Origin of the sequence: Nocardia sp. NPDC057440 (assembly GCF_042802915.1) — a bacterium.
Taxonomy (GTDB): domain Bacteria; phylum Actinomycetota; class Actinomycetes; order Mycobacteriales; family Mycobacteriaceae; genus Nocardia.
The window spans coordinates 278505-294126 of record NZ_JBHVDF010000009.1; the positions used below are offsets into that span (position 1 = coordinate 278505).

Below are 15622 nucleotides of genomic sequence, written 5' to 3' on the forward strand. Positions count from 1 at the left end.
GGTCCCGCCTCTTGTCAGCTCGGCGGGTCGGGCAGCACTCGCAGATGCCCGCGGCGACCGGTGCGGGTGACTCGCGGCGGCGGTGGGGCGTAGTCGGAATAGCCGCGCTGATCGTGCTCGGGCGGGCGGCGCCGCAGTCCCGCCTCGCGCACCGCTTCGGCCAACGCTGTCAGATCGTCGTCATCCGGTGTGCTGGAAGAGAATCCGCCTTCGTGGCGAACCATTTCCCAGCCCTTCGGGGCGGTGATCCTCGAACCGTGTGTTTCGCAGAGATCCCAGGAGTGCGGTTCGGCCACCGTGGCCAGCGGCCCGACGACTGCCGTCGAGTCGGAGTACACATAGGTGAGCGTCGCTACTGCCGGATTCTTGCAGCCTGGTCGGCAGCAACGACGCATGGGGATCACGACGATGAGAGTAACCCGCCACGCCGCCCGATGGAGGCAGACACGCTCAGGTAATGGGTGAGACTTGTCCGGATCGACCGTTAGTGAGTCGCTCGGGGACAACTGATCTCGCGCTATTCGCCCTCCGGGTCGATCAGGTCGGGGTCGACGCCGAGATACGTGGCGATCTGCTGAACGAGGACTTCGCGGAGCAGATCCACCAGATCCTCGGGATCGCCCGCGCGCAGTTCGAGGGGCTTGCGGAACAGTACGACGCGGGCCCGGGTGGCCACGCCGTGTCGATCGACGCCCGCGGGGATGAGCCGCGACAGCGGCACCGGCCCGTCGGCCACGACCTCGTCCGGCCAGGTGACCGAATCAGGGTGCAGCGGACGGATTTTCGGTACATCGTCGACCGCGATGTCCAACTTGGTCAGCCGGTCGTGCCAGCGGGTGTCCAGCGGTGCGAACGCCTCCAGTACCAGCCGATCGAACTGCTGGCCGCGCGTTCGCCACGCGGGCACCGTCGGCGGCAGCATCGGCCCGCGCAGTCCACGACCGCGGCGGATCACCGACCGAGCGGTCGGTGGTCGTCGGTTCCGAAAATGCGCCATACACAAAATCTAGGCCAGCCCGCCGCGAACGTGCGCATCGAGGCAGGCTGGCCTCACGTCTTCTAGCCGATGCCACGCTTCAGGCGGCGGCGCTCGCGTTCGGAGAGGCCGCCCCAGATGCCGAAGCGCTCATCGTGCGCGAGTGCGTATTCCAGGCACTCGTCGCGTACCTCGCAGCCCAGGCAGATCCGCTTGGCTTCGCGGGTCGAGCCGCCCTTCTCGGGGAAGAACGCCTCGGGATCTGTTTGCGCGCACAGGGCGCGTTCCTGCCACTGCTCCTCGATGGATTCGAACATCTCGTCGAAGCCTGTCACGACCAGGCTGAGCCGGGGTGGTGCCGAGACTTCGTTACCCCCCTCATGCTCGATCCGGCCGATATCTGCGCAGACGCCACGTGCTGCGCCTGCTGTGGAATCGGTCGGCGAGACCATTTCGTTGGCCATCGCTCCGCCTCCTCACTGTGTGTTAGCGCAGAATGATTCTTTCCGTCGGACCAACACGCACACCGACGGCCGTACCCCGCGACGTTGTCCCGCGGACATCCCCGAGCTTGTCATTCCGATGCGAACATCTGTTCGAAAAGCTGTCCGCGCCTTGATCTCTCACGCGAACCCGAAATGACATGACTGTGATTAGACACGCCGGACGTGTCGATGGTCAAGCCGCCGTCGCAATTCCGTTACTATCCGCAACCGCATTCCAGATTGATCTTGAAGCGCCAAATAGCAAATGAGCAGCAAATATGGGATGAACTGCGGCCGCTCCGGTACCGCATAGGCTGTGCGGATGTGACTCCACAACAAGCGGACACCGCACCCGCCAGCGGGCCCCGGATCGCCGTCCTGGTGGGCGGAGTCGGTGGCGCGCGCTTCCTCCAAGGCGTTCGGGAACTGCTGCCCGAGGCAGACGTTTCCGCGATCGTCAACGTCGGTGACGACGTCTGGATGCACGGCCTTCGCATCTGCCCCGACCTCGATACCTGCATGTACACCCTCGGCGGAGGAATCGACACCGACCGGGGCTGGGGCAGGCTCGGTGAAACTTGGCACGCCAAGGAAGAGCTGGCCAAATATCACGCGCAGCCCGATTGGTTCGGTCTCGGCGATCGGGACATCGCCACACATTTGGTTCGCAGTGAAATGTTGCGCGCCGGGTACCCGCTCTCGGCGGTGACCGAGGCGCTCTGCAACCGGTGGCAGCCGGGCGTGAAACTCATCCCGGCAACGGACGATCGATGCGAAACACACGTGGTTGTGAGCGACCCCGACAACCCTGGCGAACGTCGCGCGATCCATTTCCAAGAGTGGTGGGTTCGCTACCGCGCGGACATCGAGACCCACGGATTCGCCACAATTGGGGCGGATGAGGCGAAACCTGCGCCAAATGTGACCGAGATCATATCCACTGCGGACGCTGTCTTACTTGCCCCGTCCAACCCGGTGGTGAGCATCGGCGCGATCCTCGCGGTACCGGGTATTCGCGGCGCGCTGCGCACCACGGACGCGAAGGTGATCGGGGTGTCCGGGGTGATCGACGGCAAGCCGTTGCGCGGCATGGCGGACGAGTGCCTTTCGGTGATCGGCGTCGAGACCACGGCCGAGGCAATCGGCCGCTACTACGGCGCCCGCTCGGCCACCGGCATCCTCGACGGCTGGTTGATCCACACCACCGACACCGCCGATGTGCCCGGCGTAGAGGTGCGCAGTGTGCCCTTGTTGATGACTGATCCGCCGACCACCGCAGAGATGGTGCGGGAGGCGCTCGACCTCGCGGGAGTGAAGCCGTGAACGAATACGACCACGCGGCCGCCGAGCTGACGATTCTGCCCATCACCGGACTGCCGGAATTCCGCCCCGGTGACGACGTCGCCGAACACCTCGCCGCCTGCGCGCCATGGCTGGCCGACGGCGACGTGCTCGTGGTGACGAGCAAGATCATCGCCAAGGCCGAAGGCAGGATCGTGGCGGCCCCGCTCGACCCGGAGGAGCGCGACGCCGCGCGCCGCGCGCTGGTCGACCAGGAGTCGGTGCGAGTGCTCGCGCGCAAGGGCCGCACCCTCATCACCGAGAACAAGCTGGGCATCGTCCAGGCCGCGTCCGGAGTCGACGGATCCAATGTCGAACAGGGCGAGTTGGTGTTGTTGCCCGCCGACCCCGACGCCAGCGCCAAGGCGTTGCGCACCGCCCTCGCCGAGCGGCTCGGAGTACAGGTCGCCGTGGTGATCACCGACACCATGGGCCGGGCCTGGCGCAATGGACAGACCGACGCCGCCATCGGCGCCGCCGGACTCCGGGTATTGCACGACTACGCGGGCGCGGTCGACGGGCAGGGCAATGAACTGCACGTCACGCAGGTCGCGATCGCGGATGAACTCGCGGCCGCCGCGGACCTGGTGAAGGGCAAGCTCGGCGGCGTCCCGGTCGCGGTGGTGCGCGGGCTCCCGGTCACCGACGACGGTTCCACCGCCGCCGACCTGCTGCGCGTCGGCACCGACGACTTGTTCTGGCTCGGCACCGCGGAGGCCATCGAGAAGGGCCGCTCGGAGGCGGTGCTGCTGCGGCGGTCGGTGCGGCAGTTCGCCGACGAACCCGTCGATCCCGAGCGCGTCCGCTCCGCTGTCGCGGTGGCGTTGACCGCGCCGGCGCCGCATCACACCCGCCCGGTGCGTTTCGTGTGGCTGCGCAAACCCGGCCTGCGTAAGCAGCTGCTCGAGGCGATGGCCGAGAAGTGGCGCGAGGACCTCACCGCGGACGGGCTGCCGCCGGAGCGCGTGGAGCGCCGAATCGCCCGCGGCCGAATCCTTTTCGACGCACCGGAGGTGATCATCCCGTTCTGTGTGCCCGACGGCGCGCACGACTATCCGGATGAGCGCCGCCGCGCGAACGAGCGGACCATGTTCACCGTCGCGGTCGGTGCGGCCGTCCAAGGGCTGCTGGTCGCCCTCGCCACCGAGGGGCTCGGCAGCTGCTGGATCGGTTCGACCATCTTCGCGCCGGAGATCACCCGCGACGTCCTCGGCCTGGACGAGGACTGGAACCCCTTGGGCGGCATAGCCATCGGCCATCCGCTGGAGGAATTGACTCCGCGCCCGGTGTACGGCCCTGGCCTCGGCCTGGTCGAACTGTGACCCGCGGAGACCTCGCCTCCCTGACCGGGATCCGCCCCCGCCGTGGGTGCCCGCAAGGGGTGCGGATCCCGAGCCGGGATGCGGAACGATGAGCGCGAGTTCGTTGCATGCTTCGGCGACGGAGTTGCTGGAATCGTGGCGTCCGGCGTCGGGGCCCGATGCCTCGCTGCGGGAGGCGATGCTGGCGTTTCTCGGCTCGGCGCCGCGCGGTTGCCTGCGCGAGCACGTCCCCGGTCACATCACAGCGTCGGCAGTCGTGTTCTCGCACGACGAACGCGAGGTGCTGCTGACCCTGCATCCCCGAGTCGGTCGTTGGATCCAGCTCGGCGGCCACTGCGAGGAAGTCGACGCCACGGTACCCGCCGCCGCACTGCGGGAGGCAACCGAAGAGTCCGGCCTGACGGATCTGTGGATGGATCCGGAACTATATGGCGCGCAAGCACATCCGATCACCTGCTCACTCGGCGTCCCGACCCGGCACCTGGATCTCTTGTTCCGGATCGTCGCCCCCGCCGGCGCCGTCCCGGTACGCAGCGCCGAATCCACCGACCTACGGTGGTGGCCGATCAACGCACTACCCCCGGACAGTGACGTCCTGCTGCGCTGACCCCACTCATCGGCGGTAGTCGAATGGTGGCCACGAAGCACCTTTGCGGCCACCATTTCACTACCCTCGATCGCTATTTCACCTGCCACCCGATCGGCACAGCTGTAGGCGACCGGACATCCGCTACACGGAGTGCCCGGTTGTCACAAGGTGTTGGAGGTCGACGAGGTGTGTGCCGATCGGGTGGTGGCGCCTGGACCGCCGCGGGGGAGCCGGTCGACATGGGGAGTACACCGGCGAAGGGTGTGGCGGCCATCGAGACCGGGCAGTAACGATCGGATGCCGGCAGTGCTGGGGCGCGTCGTGTGCCGTACCCGGCTTTCTCTTGCGCAGCCTTGGTGGACAGGTGCGCGCTTCCATCGTGACGGCTGGCGCGGTGGCGTTCTCGGATTGCTTTACAAAATGACCGATTTGTCTAGACAGGAGACATTTTGATCTCTAATGTCAATTTAAGTAGTACTGCACATCACATGTGATGTGCCGCTCGAACGGAGAGACAACGATGTCGACAGAAACCGATACCTCGGGCCGTCAGGTCGAGGCGCCAGCGTGGCGTGACCGCAAGCGGTACATGTGGTTGTGGGGGTTGTTCGCGCCGACGGGGCTATTCACCATCGGCTTGCCCTTGATCTGGGCGTTCAATGAAATCGGCTGGCATCGGCTGGCTCAGGTGCCGTTCTGGCTCGGCCCGGTCCTGGTCTACGTGCTGATTCCGCTGGCCGACATCTTCTTCGGTCCGGACGGCGACAACCCGCCCGATGAAGTGATGGAGTACCTGGAGAACGACAAGTACTACCGCTACCTCACCTACCTGTACCTGCCGTTCCAGTACGCGACGCTGATCATGGCTTGCTATCTGATCGCCGCGGACAACCTCAGCTGGCTCGGCATCGACGGCGGTCTGCACATCATCGACAAGATCGGCCTCGCGATCACCGTCGGCATGATCGGCGGCATCGGCATCAACACCGCGCACGAGCTCGGCCACAAGAAGGTCGACCTGGAGCGGTGGCTGTCGCGGATCGCGCTGGCTCAGTCGTTCTACGGGCACTTCTACATCGAGCACAATCGCGGCCACCATGTGCGCGTCGCCACCCCGGAGGATCCGGCGAGTTCCCGTCTGGGCGAATCGTTCTGGGCATTCTGGCCGCGCACCGTGTGGGGTAGCTTCAGCTCCTCGTGGCGGTTGGAAAAGGCGCGCCTCGACCGGCTCGGCAAGAAGCCGTGGAGTCTGCAGAACGAAGTGCTCAGCGCCTGGCTGATGTCGGTGGCGCTGTACGCGGTGCTGATCGCGGTGTTCGGCATTGGCGTGCTGCCCTATCTCATCGTGCAGGCGGTGGTCGGCTTCAGCCTCCTCGAGGCGGTCAACTACCTGGAGCACTACGGTCTGGTTCGCCAGCGCACCGCGTCCGGACGGTACGAGCGGCCCGCTCCGGTGCACAGCTGGAACAGCGACCACATCGTCACCAATATCTTCCTGTACCACCTGCAGCGGCACAGCGATCACCACGCCTATCCGACGCGGCGCTATCAGACGCTGCGCAGTTGGGACGGCGCGCCCAACCTGCCGAGTGGCTACGCGAGCATGATCCTGCTCGCCTACTTCCCGCCGCTGTGGCGGCGGGTGATGGACAAGCGGGTGCTCGCGCACTACGGCGGCGATGTCACCCGTGCGAATATCCATCCGGCGAAGCGGGACAAGGTGATCGCCCGCTACGGCGTCGGCTCGGCGGCCGCGGGTTCGGGTGTGGAGGCGGCTGGGCTATGAGCGCGTTTCGCTGCCCCGTCTGCGATTACGTCTACGACGAGGCGAAAGGTGCACCGCACGAGGGATTCCCGGCAGGCACGGCGTGGGACAAGGTGCCCGACGACTGGTGCTGCCCGGACTGTGGGGTGCGGGAAAAGATCGACTTCGAATCGACGGGAGTTGTGTCATGACCGAATACAAGCTGTTCCAATGCATCCAGTGCGGCTTCGAATACGACGAAGCCAAGGGCTGGCCCGAGGACGGCATCGAGCCGGGCACCCGCTGGGACGACATCCCCGATGACTGGACCTGTCCGGACTGTGGCGCGGCGAAGGCCGACTTCTACATGGTCGAGATCGAGCGGTCGTGAGATTTTGACTGCGGCATATCGCCGTGACAATGTCGCGGGTATGCCGCGCACAGGACCGAGGGTTCCGTATCAGGAGGCGGCGCGGGAACTCCTGCGCACATCGGTCCTGGACGCGATGCGGGAACTGCTCACCGAACGGGACTGGTCGAAGATCACCCTCGGCGATGTGGCGGCACGGGCCGGGGTGAGCAGGCAGACCCTGTACAACGAATTCGGATCGCGGTCGGGCCTCGCGCAGTCCTACGCGCTGCGCCTGGCCGACGATCTGGTCGATCACGTCCGTTCGGCGATCGACGGCAATGTCGGTGATGTCAGGTCCGCTTTCCGGGAGGGGCTCGGCGGCTTCTTCCTCGAAGCGGCCGCCGATCCGCTGGTGCAGTCACTGCTCGCGGGCGAGGTGAAGCTGGACCTGTTGCGACTCATCACCCTCGACGCAGGGCCGTTGCTCGAACATGCCACCGAACGGCTCGCCGTAGCGTTCCAGCACAGCTGGGTGGCCGCGACGGCGGCGGAGTCGGCGGTTCTCGCACACGCGCTGGTGCGCATCGCCCTGAGCTACATCCCGACACCGCCCGCGCCGGGTCGGAATGCGCCTGCCGATCTGAGCGATTTGCTGAGTCCGTACGTCGAGGCAATTCTGGCGGCACGCGAGCGGACTTAGCGCCGCTGTGGGAGCCGGTGTCGGGTTGCCGGAAGGGTGCGGTGGGTGATGGCGCCTGACAAGGTGCATGGAAACCAACTGTCTGGCATGTAACTGCCGACACTCTCGGGACCTTCCCGGTGTGGAACGATTGAAAAGTTTGTATGTATTGTCAGGCGTCGGTGTTGGCGTACTTCTTAGGTGGGCAAACGTGCATTCGGTTGGCAACCCGACGGGGTCACCGGACCCCAAACGCCATCTGTGGATTCTGGGCTTGATCGCTCCCTCCAGTGCACTGTTGCCATCACAACTGGTCCTGCACAGTGGCGCTGTCGTGTTCTGGTGGGTGGGCCCGATCATCGTGCTGATCGTCATTCCGGTACTGGACCGGGTGATCGGCGACGACGGCAACAACCCGCGTGACGAGGACTACGAGCTACTTTCCAACGATCGCTACTACCGTTGGTGCACTTACCTTTTCCTGCCGATCCAGCTGATCGGACTCGGCATCGCCAGCTACATGTGGGCGGGTGACGAGCTGAGCTTCGTCGACAAGCTCGGGCTCGCGGCCACCTTGGGATTCGTCAGCGGCATCGGCATCAACGCGGCGCACGAACTCGGGCATCGGGTCGAGCACCTGGAGCGCTGGCTCGCCAAGATCGCGCTGGCGCAGTCGTGCTACGGCCACTTCTTCGTCGAGCACAACCGTGGTCATCACGCCAGGGTGGCGACTCCGGAGGATCCGGCCAGCGCCAGAATGGGCGAGTCGCTCTGGGAGTTCTTGCCGCGTACCGTTTCCGGCGGGTTCCGTTCGGCGATCGCACTGGAACGCGAGCGCTTGACGCGCAAGGGCCACCGCTGGTGGAGCGTGCACAACCACATCCTGCAGGCGTGGTCGATGAGCCTGGCGCTGTTCGGTCTGCTGCTCGGCCTGTTCGGCTGGCGGGCGCTGCCCTGGCTGCTGCTGCAGGCCGTGATCGGGATCGCGCTGTTGGAGACGGTGAACTACGTCGAACACTACGGGCTGTTGCGTGGGCGCAGGCCCAACGGGCTCTACGCGCGATGCTCGCCGCGCGACAGCTGGAACAGCGACCGGCTCGTCACCAATATTTTTCTCTTCCATCTGCAACGTCACAGCGACCATCACGCCAATCCCGGCCGTCGATACCAGACCCTGCGCAGCTCGATGCAGGCGCCGCAATTACCTGCTGGATACGCCACGATGATCGTGTTCGCGGCGATTCCGCCGTTGTGGCGCGCTGTGATGGATCACCGGGTGCTCGCCCACTACGACGGTGACATCACCCTGGCGAACATTCAGCCACGCAAGCGCCGCCGCATTCTGTCGTCCTACGGGGTGACCGCATAATGGACGCTGCCGGACGAAGTCCGACCTTCGCCCGCGCAGGGGGGAGCGAAGGCGAGGCAGCCGCATAGTCCAGGGGGCTGATTCAGCGACTAGCCTTGCCTCGGTACTGACGAACCAGGAGAGGCTGATAGAGGCAGATGACGACCTCAGAACTTCCCGCACGCACGTCCCTGACCGCCGATGTCCGCAACGGCATCGATTACAAGGTGGCCGACCTGTCGCTGGCCGAGTTCGGCCGCAAGGAGATCCGCCTCGCCGAGCACGAAATGCCCGGCCTGATGGCGCTGCGCCGCGAATACGCGGAGGTGCTGCCGCTGAAGGGTGCGCGGATCTCCGGTTCGCTGCACATGACGATCCAGACCGCGGTGCTGATCGAAACCCTCGTGAGTCTCGGCGCAGAGGTGCGCTGGGCCTCCTGCAACATCTTCTCCACCCAGGACCATGCCGCCGCGGCCATCGTCGTCGGTCCGAACGGCACCGTCGACGAGCCCAAGGGCACCCCGGTCTTCGCCTGGAAGGGTGAAACCCTGGAGGAGTACTGGTGGGCCGCCGAGCAGATGCTCACCTGGCCGGGTGAGCCCGCCAACATGATCCTCGACGACGGCGGTGACGCCACCATGCTCGTGCTGCGTGGTGCGCAGTTCGAGAAGGCCGGCGTGGTGCCGCCCGCGGACGAGGATCACTCGGCCGAGTACACGGTCTTCCTGAACCTGCTGCGCGAGCGCTTCGAGACCGACAAGACCAAGTGGGGCAAGATCGCCGACTCGGTGCAGGGCGTCACCGAGGAGACCACCACCGGCGTGCTGCGGCTCTACCAGTTCGCCGCCGCGGGTGAGCTGGTGTTCCCGGCCATCAACGTCAACGACTCGGTCACCAAGTCGAAGTTCGACAACAAGTACGGCACCCGTCACTCGCTGATCGACGGCATCAACCGCGGCACCGATGTGCTCATCGGCGGCAAGAAGATATTGATCTGCGGCTACGGCGATGTCGGCAAGGGCTGCGCGGAATCGCTTGCCGGACAGGGCGCTCGCGTACAGGTCACCGAGATCGATCCGATCAACGCGCTGCAGGCGCTGATGGACGGCTACGACGTCGTCACCGTCGAGCAGGCGATCGGCAATGCCGACATCGTCATCACCTCGACCGGCAATAAGGACATCATCACCCTCGATCACATGAAGGCGATGAAGGACCAGGCCATCCTCGGCAACATCGGCCACTTCGACAACGAGATCGACATGGCGGCGCTCGAGCGTTCCGGCGCAACGCGTTTGAACATCAAGCCGCAGGTCGACCTGTGGACGTTCAAGGAGTCCGGCAAGTCGATCATCGTGCTGTCGGAGGGCCGCCTGCTGAACCTGGGCAACGCCACCGGCCACCCCTCGTTCGTCATGTCCAACAGCTTCTCCAACCAGGTGATCGCGCAGATCGAACTGTGGACCAAGCCGGACGAGTACGACAACGAGGTCTACCGCCTGCCCAAGCACCTGGACGAGAAGGTCGCCAAGATCCACGTCGAGGCGCTCGGCGGCACGCTGACCAAGCTCACCAAGGATCAGGCCGAGTACATCGGCGTCGACGTCGAAGGCCCGTACAAGCCGGAGCACTACCGGTACTGACCCACCGTCGGCACCGAGTACGCGCGGTGAAGAACATGTGTCCCGCCGGCCACCGCGGTCGGCGGGACACTGTCGTCCGGTGCCGAACACGGCGCATGTAGCCTCCTGACCATGGGCGTGTTGATTGCGGTGGAAGGCCTCGACGGTGCGGGCAAACGCACGCTGACCGACGCCGTCGTCGCCGTGCTCGCCGCGCGTGGACTGCGGACGGCCACGTTGGCCTTCCCGCGCTACGGGCGTTCGGTGCACGCGGATCTCGCCGCCGAGGCGCTGCACGGCGAGCACGGTGATCTCGCGGCGTCGGTGTATGCGATGGCGTTGCTGTTCGCGCTGGATCGGGCCGATGCCCGTGACGAGTTGTCGAAACTTTTGGCGGACAATGACATCGTGATCCTGGACCGCTACGTGGCCTCCAACGCGGCTTACAACGCGGCTCGGCTGCACCAATCCGTGGACGGTGAGATCGCACGCTGGACAGCCGAATTGGAATTCGGCAGGTTCGGCATGCCTGAGCCGACGTTGCAAGTGCTGCTGGACGTCTCGACGGAGGTCGCGGCCGAGCGCGCCCGCAGCCGAGGCGAACTCGACGACCGCCGCGCTCTCGACGCCTACGAACGCGACGGCGGACTGCAGCAGCGCACCCTCGAGGTGTACCGCGAGCTGGCCGAACGAGACTGGCACGGCCGGTGGTGGACATACCGATCCGATGACGATCCGGCCTCATTGGCCTCGCGACTAGCCGAAATCGCAGGCCGATAAGGTTGGATGTGCCGCGGGATGCCACGAGTGTTGGCGTGGCGGCCCGATCCGAGCCGGAGAGATGACACCATAGTAATTATGAAGCCCAAGATTCTGGTCGTCGACGACGATATGGCGCTCGCTGAGATGCTCACGATCGTCTTGCGCGGGGAAGGGTTCGACCCGCATGTGGTCGGTGACGGTACGCAGGCGCTGGCGGCGGTTCGGGAGATCCGCCCCGATCTTGTGTTGCTGGACCTGATGCTGCCCGGCATGAACGGCATCGATGTATGCCGTGTGCTGCGGGCCGACTCCGGAGTTCCGATCGTGATGCTTACGGCGAAGACCGACACGGTCGACGTCGTGCTCGGTCTGGAGTCCGGTGCCGACGATTACATCGTCAAGCCGTTCAAGCCCAAGGAGCTCGTCGCCCGGGTGCGTGCCCGCCTGCGCCGCACCGAGGACGAGCCCGCCGAGCTGCTGTCGATCGCCGACATCGTCATCGACGTGCCCGCCCACAAGGTGACGCGCGGCGGCGCGCAGATCTCGCTGACTCCGCTGGAGTTCGATCTGCTTGTCGCGCTCGCCCGCAAGCCGCGCCAGGTTTTCACGCGTGAGGTGCTGCTCGAGCAGGTATGGGGCTACCGGCATGCCGCCGACACCCGCCTGGTGAACGTGCATGTGCAGCGACTGCGCGCGAAGGTCGAGAAAGATCCGGAGAACCCGGAGATCGTGCTCACCGTCCGCGGCGTCGGTTACAAGGCCGGACCCCCGTGATCGAAGGCGATGTCGATCGTTCGAACGACGGGGAAGGGGTGGCCCAGCGTCTCGAACGATCGCTCGCACCGGTGATTGCCTGGTTCAAGGAGGTCGGCACCGCGCTCGGCCATGTGTGGCGTCGTTCGCTGCAATTACGCGTCATCGTCTCCACGCTCACCTTGTCGCTGATCGTCATCACGATCCTCGGCGTGGTGCTGACCAGTCAGATCACCGATCGATTGCTCGACGCCAAGATCAACGCGGCGGTCGAGGAGATGGATCGCGCCCGTAACACGGTGGAGAACCAGCTCGCGGGCGTGCACGACATCGGCACCCAGCAGCAGCGCCTCGCCGACGCGCGCAACGCGCTGTCCAACCGCGGCGGCACCGGCCAGTCCAGCGGTGCGGCAGGCAGTTTCGACTCGGCGCTGGGCGTCGTCGGCGGCACGCCGCTGCAGCAGATCTCGACCGGCCCGATCCAGGAGGTGCCGGAGGAGCTGCGCCATTACGTCGAGCGCAACCAGGTCAGCTATCAGTTCGCCACGGTCGCCGACCCCGATGGCTACCGTGGCCGTGCGCTGATCATCGGCAGCCCGAGCGCCGAGATCCCGACGCTGCAGATCTATCTGATCTTCCCGCTGGCCAACGAGGAACGCAGTCTGTCGCTGATGCGCGGCACCATGATGATCGGCGGCATCGTGCTGCTGGTTCTGCTCGCCGCGATCACCGCGCTCGTGACTCGTCAGGTGGTGCTGCCGATCCGTTCGGCCGCGCGGATCGCGGGCCGTTTCGCCGACGGCAGGCTCAAGGAGCGCATGCTGGTGCGCGGCGAAGACGACATGGCGCGCCTGGCCCAGGCCTTCAACGAGATGGCCGAGAGCCTGTCCAACCAGATCACCCAGCTCGAGGAGTTCGGCAATCTGCAACGCCGATTCACCTCGGATGTCAGCCACGAGCTGCGGACCCCGCTGACCACCGTGCGCATGGCCGCAGATCTGATTCACGGCAGCAGCGACGATCTCGACGCCGCACTCGCCAGGAGCGCCGAACTGCTCGTCACCGAGCTGGACCGCTTCGAGGGTTTGCTGAACGATCTGCTCGAGATCAGCCGTCACGACGCGGGCGTCGCCGAACTCCAGGTCGAATCCCTCGACGTGCGGATGTGCGCGCGGGCCGCGATCTCGACCGTCCGGCATTTGGCCAAGGAGGCCGGCGTCGAGGTCGTGATCGACCTGCCGGAGGATCCGCTGGTCGCCGAGGTCGATCCGCGCCGGGTCGAGCGGGTGCTGCGCAATCTGCTCGCCAACGCGATCGACCACAGCGAGGGCAAGCCGGTGCTGATCCGGATGCGCGGCGACCTCGACGCCAACGCGGTCGCGGTGATCGTCCGCGATCAGGGCATCGGCCTGCGACCTGGCGAGGAGAAGCTCGTCTTCAACCGTTTCTGGCGCTCGGATCCGTCGCGGATGCGTCGTTCCGGTGGCACCGGCCTCGGGCTGTCGATCAGCGTCGAGGACGCGAACCTGCACGAGGGCAAGCTGGAGGCGTGGGGTGAGGCAGGCGTCGGCGCCTGCTTCCGGCTCACGCTGCCGCTGGTGCGCGGCAAGAAGCTCGGCGCCAGCCCGCTGCCGCTCGAGCCTGCGTTGCGCAAGCACGCGCAGCTGCGTGCGGTCGACGCCGCGCCCGGGAGCAATGACGAGGCCGAGCAGCCCGCGGCGGTGGACCCGGAGCCGGTCGAGCGTGCCGAGGTGACCAACGGCTCGGGACCGCAGGCCGACCAGAGTGCCGTCGCCGACGCCGAAGCCGCCGAACCGGGAGACGTACAGTCATGAGGATGCGTGCCTGGTATCCGATGTCGCCACGGCGGTCCGCGCTCGGTGCGGCCGCCATCGCGGCGTTGCTGATGCTCAGCGGCTGCGCGAGTCTGCCGGAGTCCTCGGCGCCGCAGGCGCTCGGCACCATCAACAGGGAGCCTGCCAACGACGGACCGCCGCCGCCCATCGCGGGACGCGATCCAGACCTGCTGCTGCGCGACTTCCTGCAGGCCACCGCGGACCCGACCAACCGGCACCTGGCTGCTCGGCAGTACATGACACCGTCGGCGTCGGCGCAATGGGACGACACGGCGAGCACGACGATCGTCGAGAAGACGGACACGCTGCGTGAATCGCGTGCCGGAGACAAGGCGACCTATGTGATCCGGACGCACAAGGTCGGTGAGCTGTCGCCGGACGGCGCCTATCGAGCGAGCGACTTGCCACTGGAAAACAAGATCGAAATGTCGAAGGTCGACGGCGAGTGGCGCATCGACCAGCTGCCGGACGGCGTGATCATGGACCACTCCGCGTTCGCCAAGTCCTACCGGCGCTACGTGCTGTACTTCATCGACCCCTCCGGCACCACCGTGGTCCCTGATCTGCGGTGGATCTCGGTCGCCAAGAATCAATTGACCCAACGGCTGATGACCCTGCTCACCGAGGGCAGCCAGCCCGCACTGGCGGCCGTGGTGCGCAACGAGCTGGCGCCGCCGGTCGCGCTGCGTGGTCCGATCACCAAGGCGGGCAGCGATCCCGGTGAAGTCGGTGTCGGGCTCGGCGGGGTGCGCATCGACTTCGCGGGCGCCGCCAACCTGTCGCCACGCGACCGCGAACTGCTTGCCGGGCAGGTGGTCCTCACGTTGGCGGGCGCCGACATCCTCGGCCCGTACATGCTGTTTGCGGACGGCAAACCGCTGGACGATCGATTCGCCGCCAACGGCTGGTCGGTCGCCGATGTCGACCATCTCAGCGTGGCGGCGCACACGCGGAATCGGATCGGGTTGCACGCCCTGCGCAACGGATCTCTCGTGCAGGTCGCTGCGGACGGAATGGTCACCCCGCCCGGTTACTTCGGTGCCGTGAACAACCTGCAGTCGGTGGGGCTGTCGCCGGATGGCCAACTCGTCGCTGCCGTCGCCGATGCCGGCAGGCCGCCACCCGAACCGCCGCGCACCCTGATGGTAGGCAGCTACGGCGGCAATGCGTTCCCTGTCGCTGAGGGCACGACTATCAGCAGGCCATCCTGGAATGCCGACGGCAGTGCCGCATGGGCGGTCATAGACGGCGAACGGGTGATCCGCGCGGTCAACGACCGGACCACCGGGACCGTCTCGGTGCAGAATGTCGACATCTCGGCGCTGACCTCGGCGATCCCGGGCTTGACATTCCGGCTGCCGATAACCGAACTGCGGATTTCCGGAACCGGGGTGCGTGCCGCGCTGATCGCCGACGGCAAGGTCTATGTGGCGGTCGTCGTCCCACAGCCGAACGGAAAGTACGCTCTGACCTCACCGGTTCCGCTGGCCGTCGGACTGAGCACGGCCGCCGTCTCAGTGGACTGGCTCGGTGCCGACACCCTGCTCATCGCCCGCGCGGGCGATGTCGACCCGGTGAGCACTGTGTCCGTGGACGGTTCCCAACCGCTCCCGCAGACAAGTCAGAATCTGACCCCGCCCGTGCGGCTGGTGAGCGCGTCGCCGGAACACCAGTACGTCGCGGATTTGCGCGCGGTACTGGAGCTGACCAGCAACCCCGGCGGTGGCGAGCCCTACTGGCGTGAGGTGCCCGGTCTCGGCGCGAATGCCAATCCGGTCCTGCCCGGCTGATCG

The 15622-nt window shown here is 66.2% G+C and carries 16 protein-coding genes; 13 read left to right on the forward strand and 3 right to left on the reverse strand.

Going from position 1 to position 15622, the window contains the following annotated elements; all coding sequences use genetic code 11:
• Window positions 1-14 precede the first annotated feature (14 nt).
• The 3 genes from ACFU4Z_RS20815 to ACFU4Z_RS20825 all read right to left on the reverse strand — a co-directional run bounded on the left by ACFU4Z_RS20815 (window position 15) and on the right by ACFU4Z_RS20825 (window position 1293).
• Complete coding sequence (locus ACFU4Z_RS20815; protein ID WP_379065423.1) at window positions 15-395, reverse strand: DUF3499 domain-containing protein; 381 nt, start codon at window positions 393-395, stop codon at window positions 15-17.
• A gap of 122 nt (window positions 396-517) precedes the next feature.
• On the reverse strand, window positions 518-997 hold the full coding sequence (locus tag ACFU4Z_RS20820; protein WP_379065321.1) for a metallopeptidase family protein: 480 nt from the start codon (window positions 995-997) through the stop codon (window positions 518-520).
• Between the two features lie 62 nt (window positions 998-1059).
• Entirely contained in the window at window positions 1060-1293 is a 234-nt protein-coding gene (locus tag ACFU4Z_RS20825) for a WhiB family transcriptional regulator (RefSeq protein WP_040709504.1), read from the reverse strand.
• A gap of 492 nt (window positions 1294-1785) precedes the next feature.
• On the opposite strand from ACFU4Z_RS20825, the gene cofD reads away from it, so the two are divergent.
• The 13 genes from cofD to lpqB all read left to right on the forward strand — a co-directional run bounded on the left by cofD (window position 1786) and on the right by lpqB (window position 15619).
• Window positions 1786-2784, forward strand: coding sequence for a 2-phospho-L-lactate transferase (cofD, locus tag ACFU4Z_RS20830; RefSeq protein WP_328405382.1), 999 nt, complete (start codon window positions 1786-1788; stop codon window positions 2782-2784).
• Window positions 2781-4124, forward strand: coding sequence for a coenzyme F420-0:L-glutamate ligase (locus ACFU4Z_RS20835; RefSeq protein WP_379065324.1), 1344 nt, complete (start codon window positions 2781-2783; stop codon window positions 4122-4124). Before cofD ends, ACFU4Z_RS20835 begins: the two co-directional genes overlap by 4 nt.
• Before the next feature lie 88 nt (window positions 4125-4212).
• Window positions 4213-4731: an NUDIX hydrolase gene (locus ACFU4Z_RS20840; RefSeq protein ID WP_379065326.1), complete on the forward strand. Its 519-nt coding sequence runs from the start codon at window positions 4213-4215 to the stop codon at window positions 4729-4731.
• Window positions 4732-5233: 502 nt separating this feature from the next.
• A complete protein-coding gene (locus ACFU4Z_RS20845) occupies window positions 5234-6499 on the forward strand; it encodes an alkane 1-monooxygenase (protein WP_379065328.1) in 1266 nt (421 codons plus the stop codon).
• On the forward strand, window positions 6496-6669 hold the full coding sequence (locus tag ACFU4Z_RS20850) for a rubredoxin (protein WP_379065330.1): 174 nt from the start codon (window positions 6496-6498) through the stop codon (window positions 6667-6669). Before ACFU4Z_RS20845 ends, ACFU4Z_RS20850 begins: the two co-directional genes overlap by 4 nt.
• Window positions 6666-6848, forward strand: a complete 183-nt coding sequence (locus ACFU4Z_RS20855) for a rubredoxin (RefSeq protein ID WP_063047281.1) — start codon at window positions 6666-6668, stop codon at window positions 6846-6848. The genes ACFU4Z_RS20850 and ACFU4Z_RS20855 overlap by 4 nt, the downstream gene beginning before the upstream one ends.
• Before the next feature lie 40 nt (window positions 6849-6888).
• A complete protein-coding gene (locus ACFU4Z_RS20860) occupies window positions 6889-7509 on the forward strand; it encodes a TetR family transcriptional regulator (protein ID WP_379065332.1) in 621 nt (206 codons plus the stop codon).
• A 190-nt stretch (window positions 7510-7699) separates the two neighbouring features.
• Window positions 7700-8857 (forward strand): alkane 1-monooxygenase, encoded by a 1158-nt coding sequence (locus ACFU4Z_RS20865; RefSeq protein WP_379065426.1) that lies wholly within the window; start codon window positions 7700-7702, stop codon window positions 8855-8857.
• Between the two features lie 137 nt (window positions 8858-8994).
• Window positions 8995-10479, forward strand: a complete 1485-nt coding sequence (gene ahcY, locus ACFU4Z_RS20870; protein ID WP_379065335.1) for an adenosylhomocysteinase — start codon at window positions 8995-8997, stop codon at window positions 10477-10479.
• A gap of 111 nt (window positions 10480-10590) precedes the next feature.
• Window positions 10591-11238, forward strand: coding sequence for a dTMP kinase (locus tag ACFU4Z_RS20875; protein WP_379065337.1), 648 nt, complete (start codon window positions 10591-10593; stop codon window positions 11236-11238).
• A 78-nt stretch (window positions 11239-11316) separates the two neighbouring features.
• Window positions 11317-11994, forward strand: coding sequence for an MtrAB system response regulator MtrA (mtrA, locus tag ACFU4Z_RS20880; protein ID WP_069163595.1), 678 nt, complete (start codon window positions 11317-11319; stop codon window positions 11992-11994).
• Between the two features lie 74 nt (window positions 11995-12068).
• The gene (mtrB, locus tag ACFU4Z_RS20885; RefSeq protein WP_379065428.1) at window positions 12069-13808 is read left to right on the forward strand and encodes an MtrAB system histidine kinase MtrB; all 1740 of its coding nucleotides are present in this window, start codon (window positions 12069-12071) and stop codon (window positions 13806-13808) included.
• A 20-nt stretch (window positions 13809-13828) separates the two neighbouring features.
• Complete coding sequence (lpqB, locus tag ACFU4Z_RS20890; RefSeq protein ID WP_379065430.1) at window positions 13829-15619, forward strand: MtrAB system accessory lipoprotein LpqB; 1791 nt, start codon at window positions 13829-13831, stop codon at window positions 15617-15619.
• The last annotated feature ends 3 nt before the right edge of the window (window positions 15620-15622 follow it).

Bases quoted from the DNA above. Each gene is read 5' to 3' on its own strand.
- ACFU4Z_RS20855 (WP_063047281.1), top strand. From the start codon at position 6,666: ATGACCGAATACAAGCTGTTCCAATGCATCCAGTGCGGCTTCGAATAC.
- ACFU4Z_RS20825 (WP_040709504.1), bottom strand. From the start codon at position 1,293: ATGTTCGAATCCATCGAGGAGCAGTGGCAGGAACGCGCCCTGTGCGCG.
- ACFU4Z_RS20820 (WP_379065321.1), bottom strand. From the start codon at position 997: ATGGCGCATTTTCGGAACCGACGACCACCGACCGCTCGGTCGGTGATC.
- lpqB (WP_379065430.1), top strand. From the start codon at position 13,829: ATGTCGCCACGGCGGTCCGCGCTCGGTGCGGCCGCCATCGCGGCGTTG.
- ahcY (WP_379065335.1), top strand. From the start codon at position 8,995: ATGACGACCTCAGAACTTCCCGCACGCACGTCCCTGACCGCCGATGTC.
- ACFU4Z_RS20860 (WP_379065332.1), top strand. From the start codon at position 6,889: ATGCCGCGCACAGGACCGAGGGTTCCGTATCAGGAGGCGGCGCGGGAA.
- mtrA (WP_069163595.1), top strand. From the start codon at position 11,317: ATGAAGCCCAAGATTCTGGTCGTCGACGACGATATGGCGCTCGCTGAG.
- ACFU4Z_RS20840 (WP_379065326.1), top strand. From the start codon at position 4,213: ATGAGCGCGAGTTCGTTGCATGCTTCGGCGACGGAGTTGCTGGAATCG.
- ACFU4Z_RS20845 (WP_379065328.1), top strand. From the start codon at position 5,234: ATGTCGACAGAAACCGATACCTCGGGCCGTCAGGTCGAGGCGCCAGCG.
- ACFU4Z_RS20815 (WP_379065423.1), bottom strand. From the start codon at position 395: ATGCGTCGTTGCTGCCGACCAGGCTGCAAGAATCCGGCAGTAGCGACG.
- ACFU4Z_RS20850 (WP_379065330.1), top strand. From the start codon at position 6,496: ATGAGCGCGTTTCGCTGCCCCGTCTGCGATTACGTCTACGACGAGGCG.
- ACFU4Z_RS20875 (WP_379065337.1), top strand. From the start codon at position 10,591: ATGGGCGTGTTGATTGCGGTGGAAGGCCTCGACGGTGCGGGCAAACGC.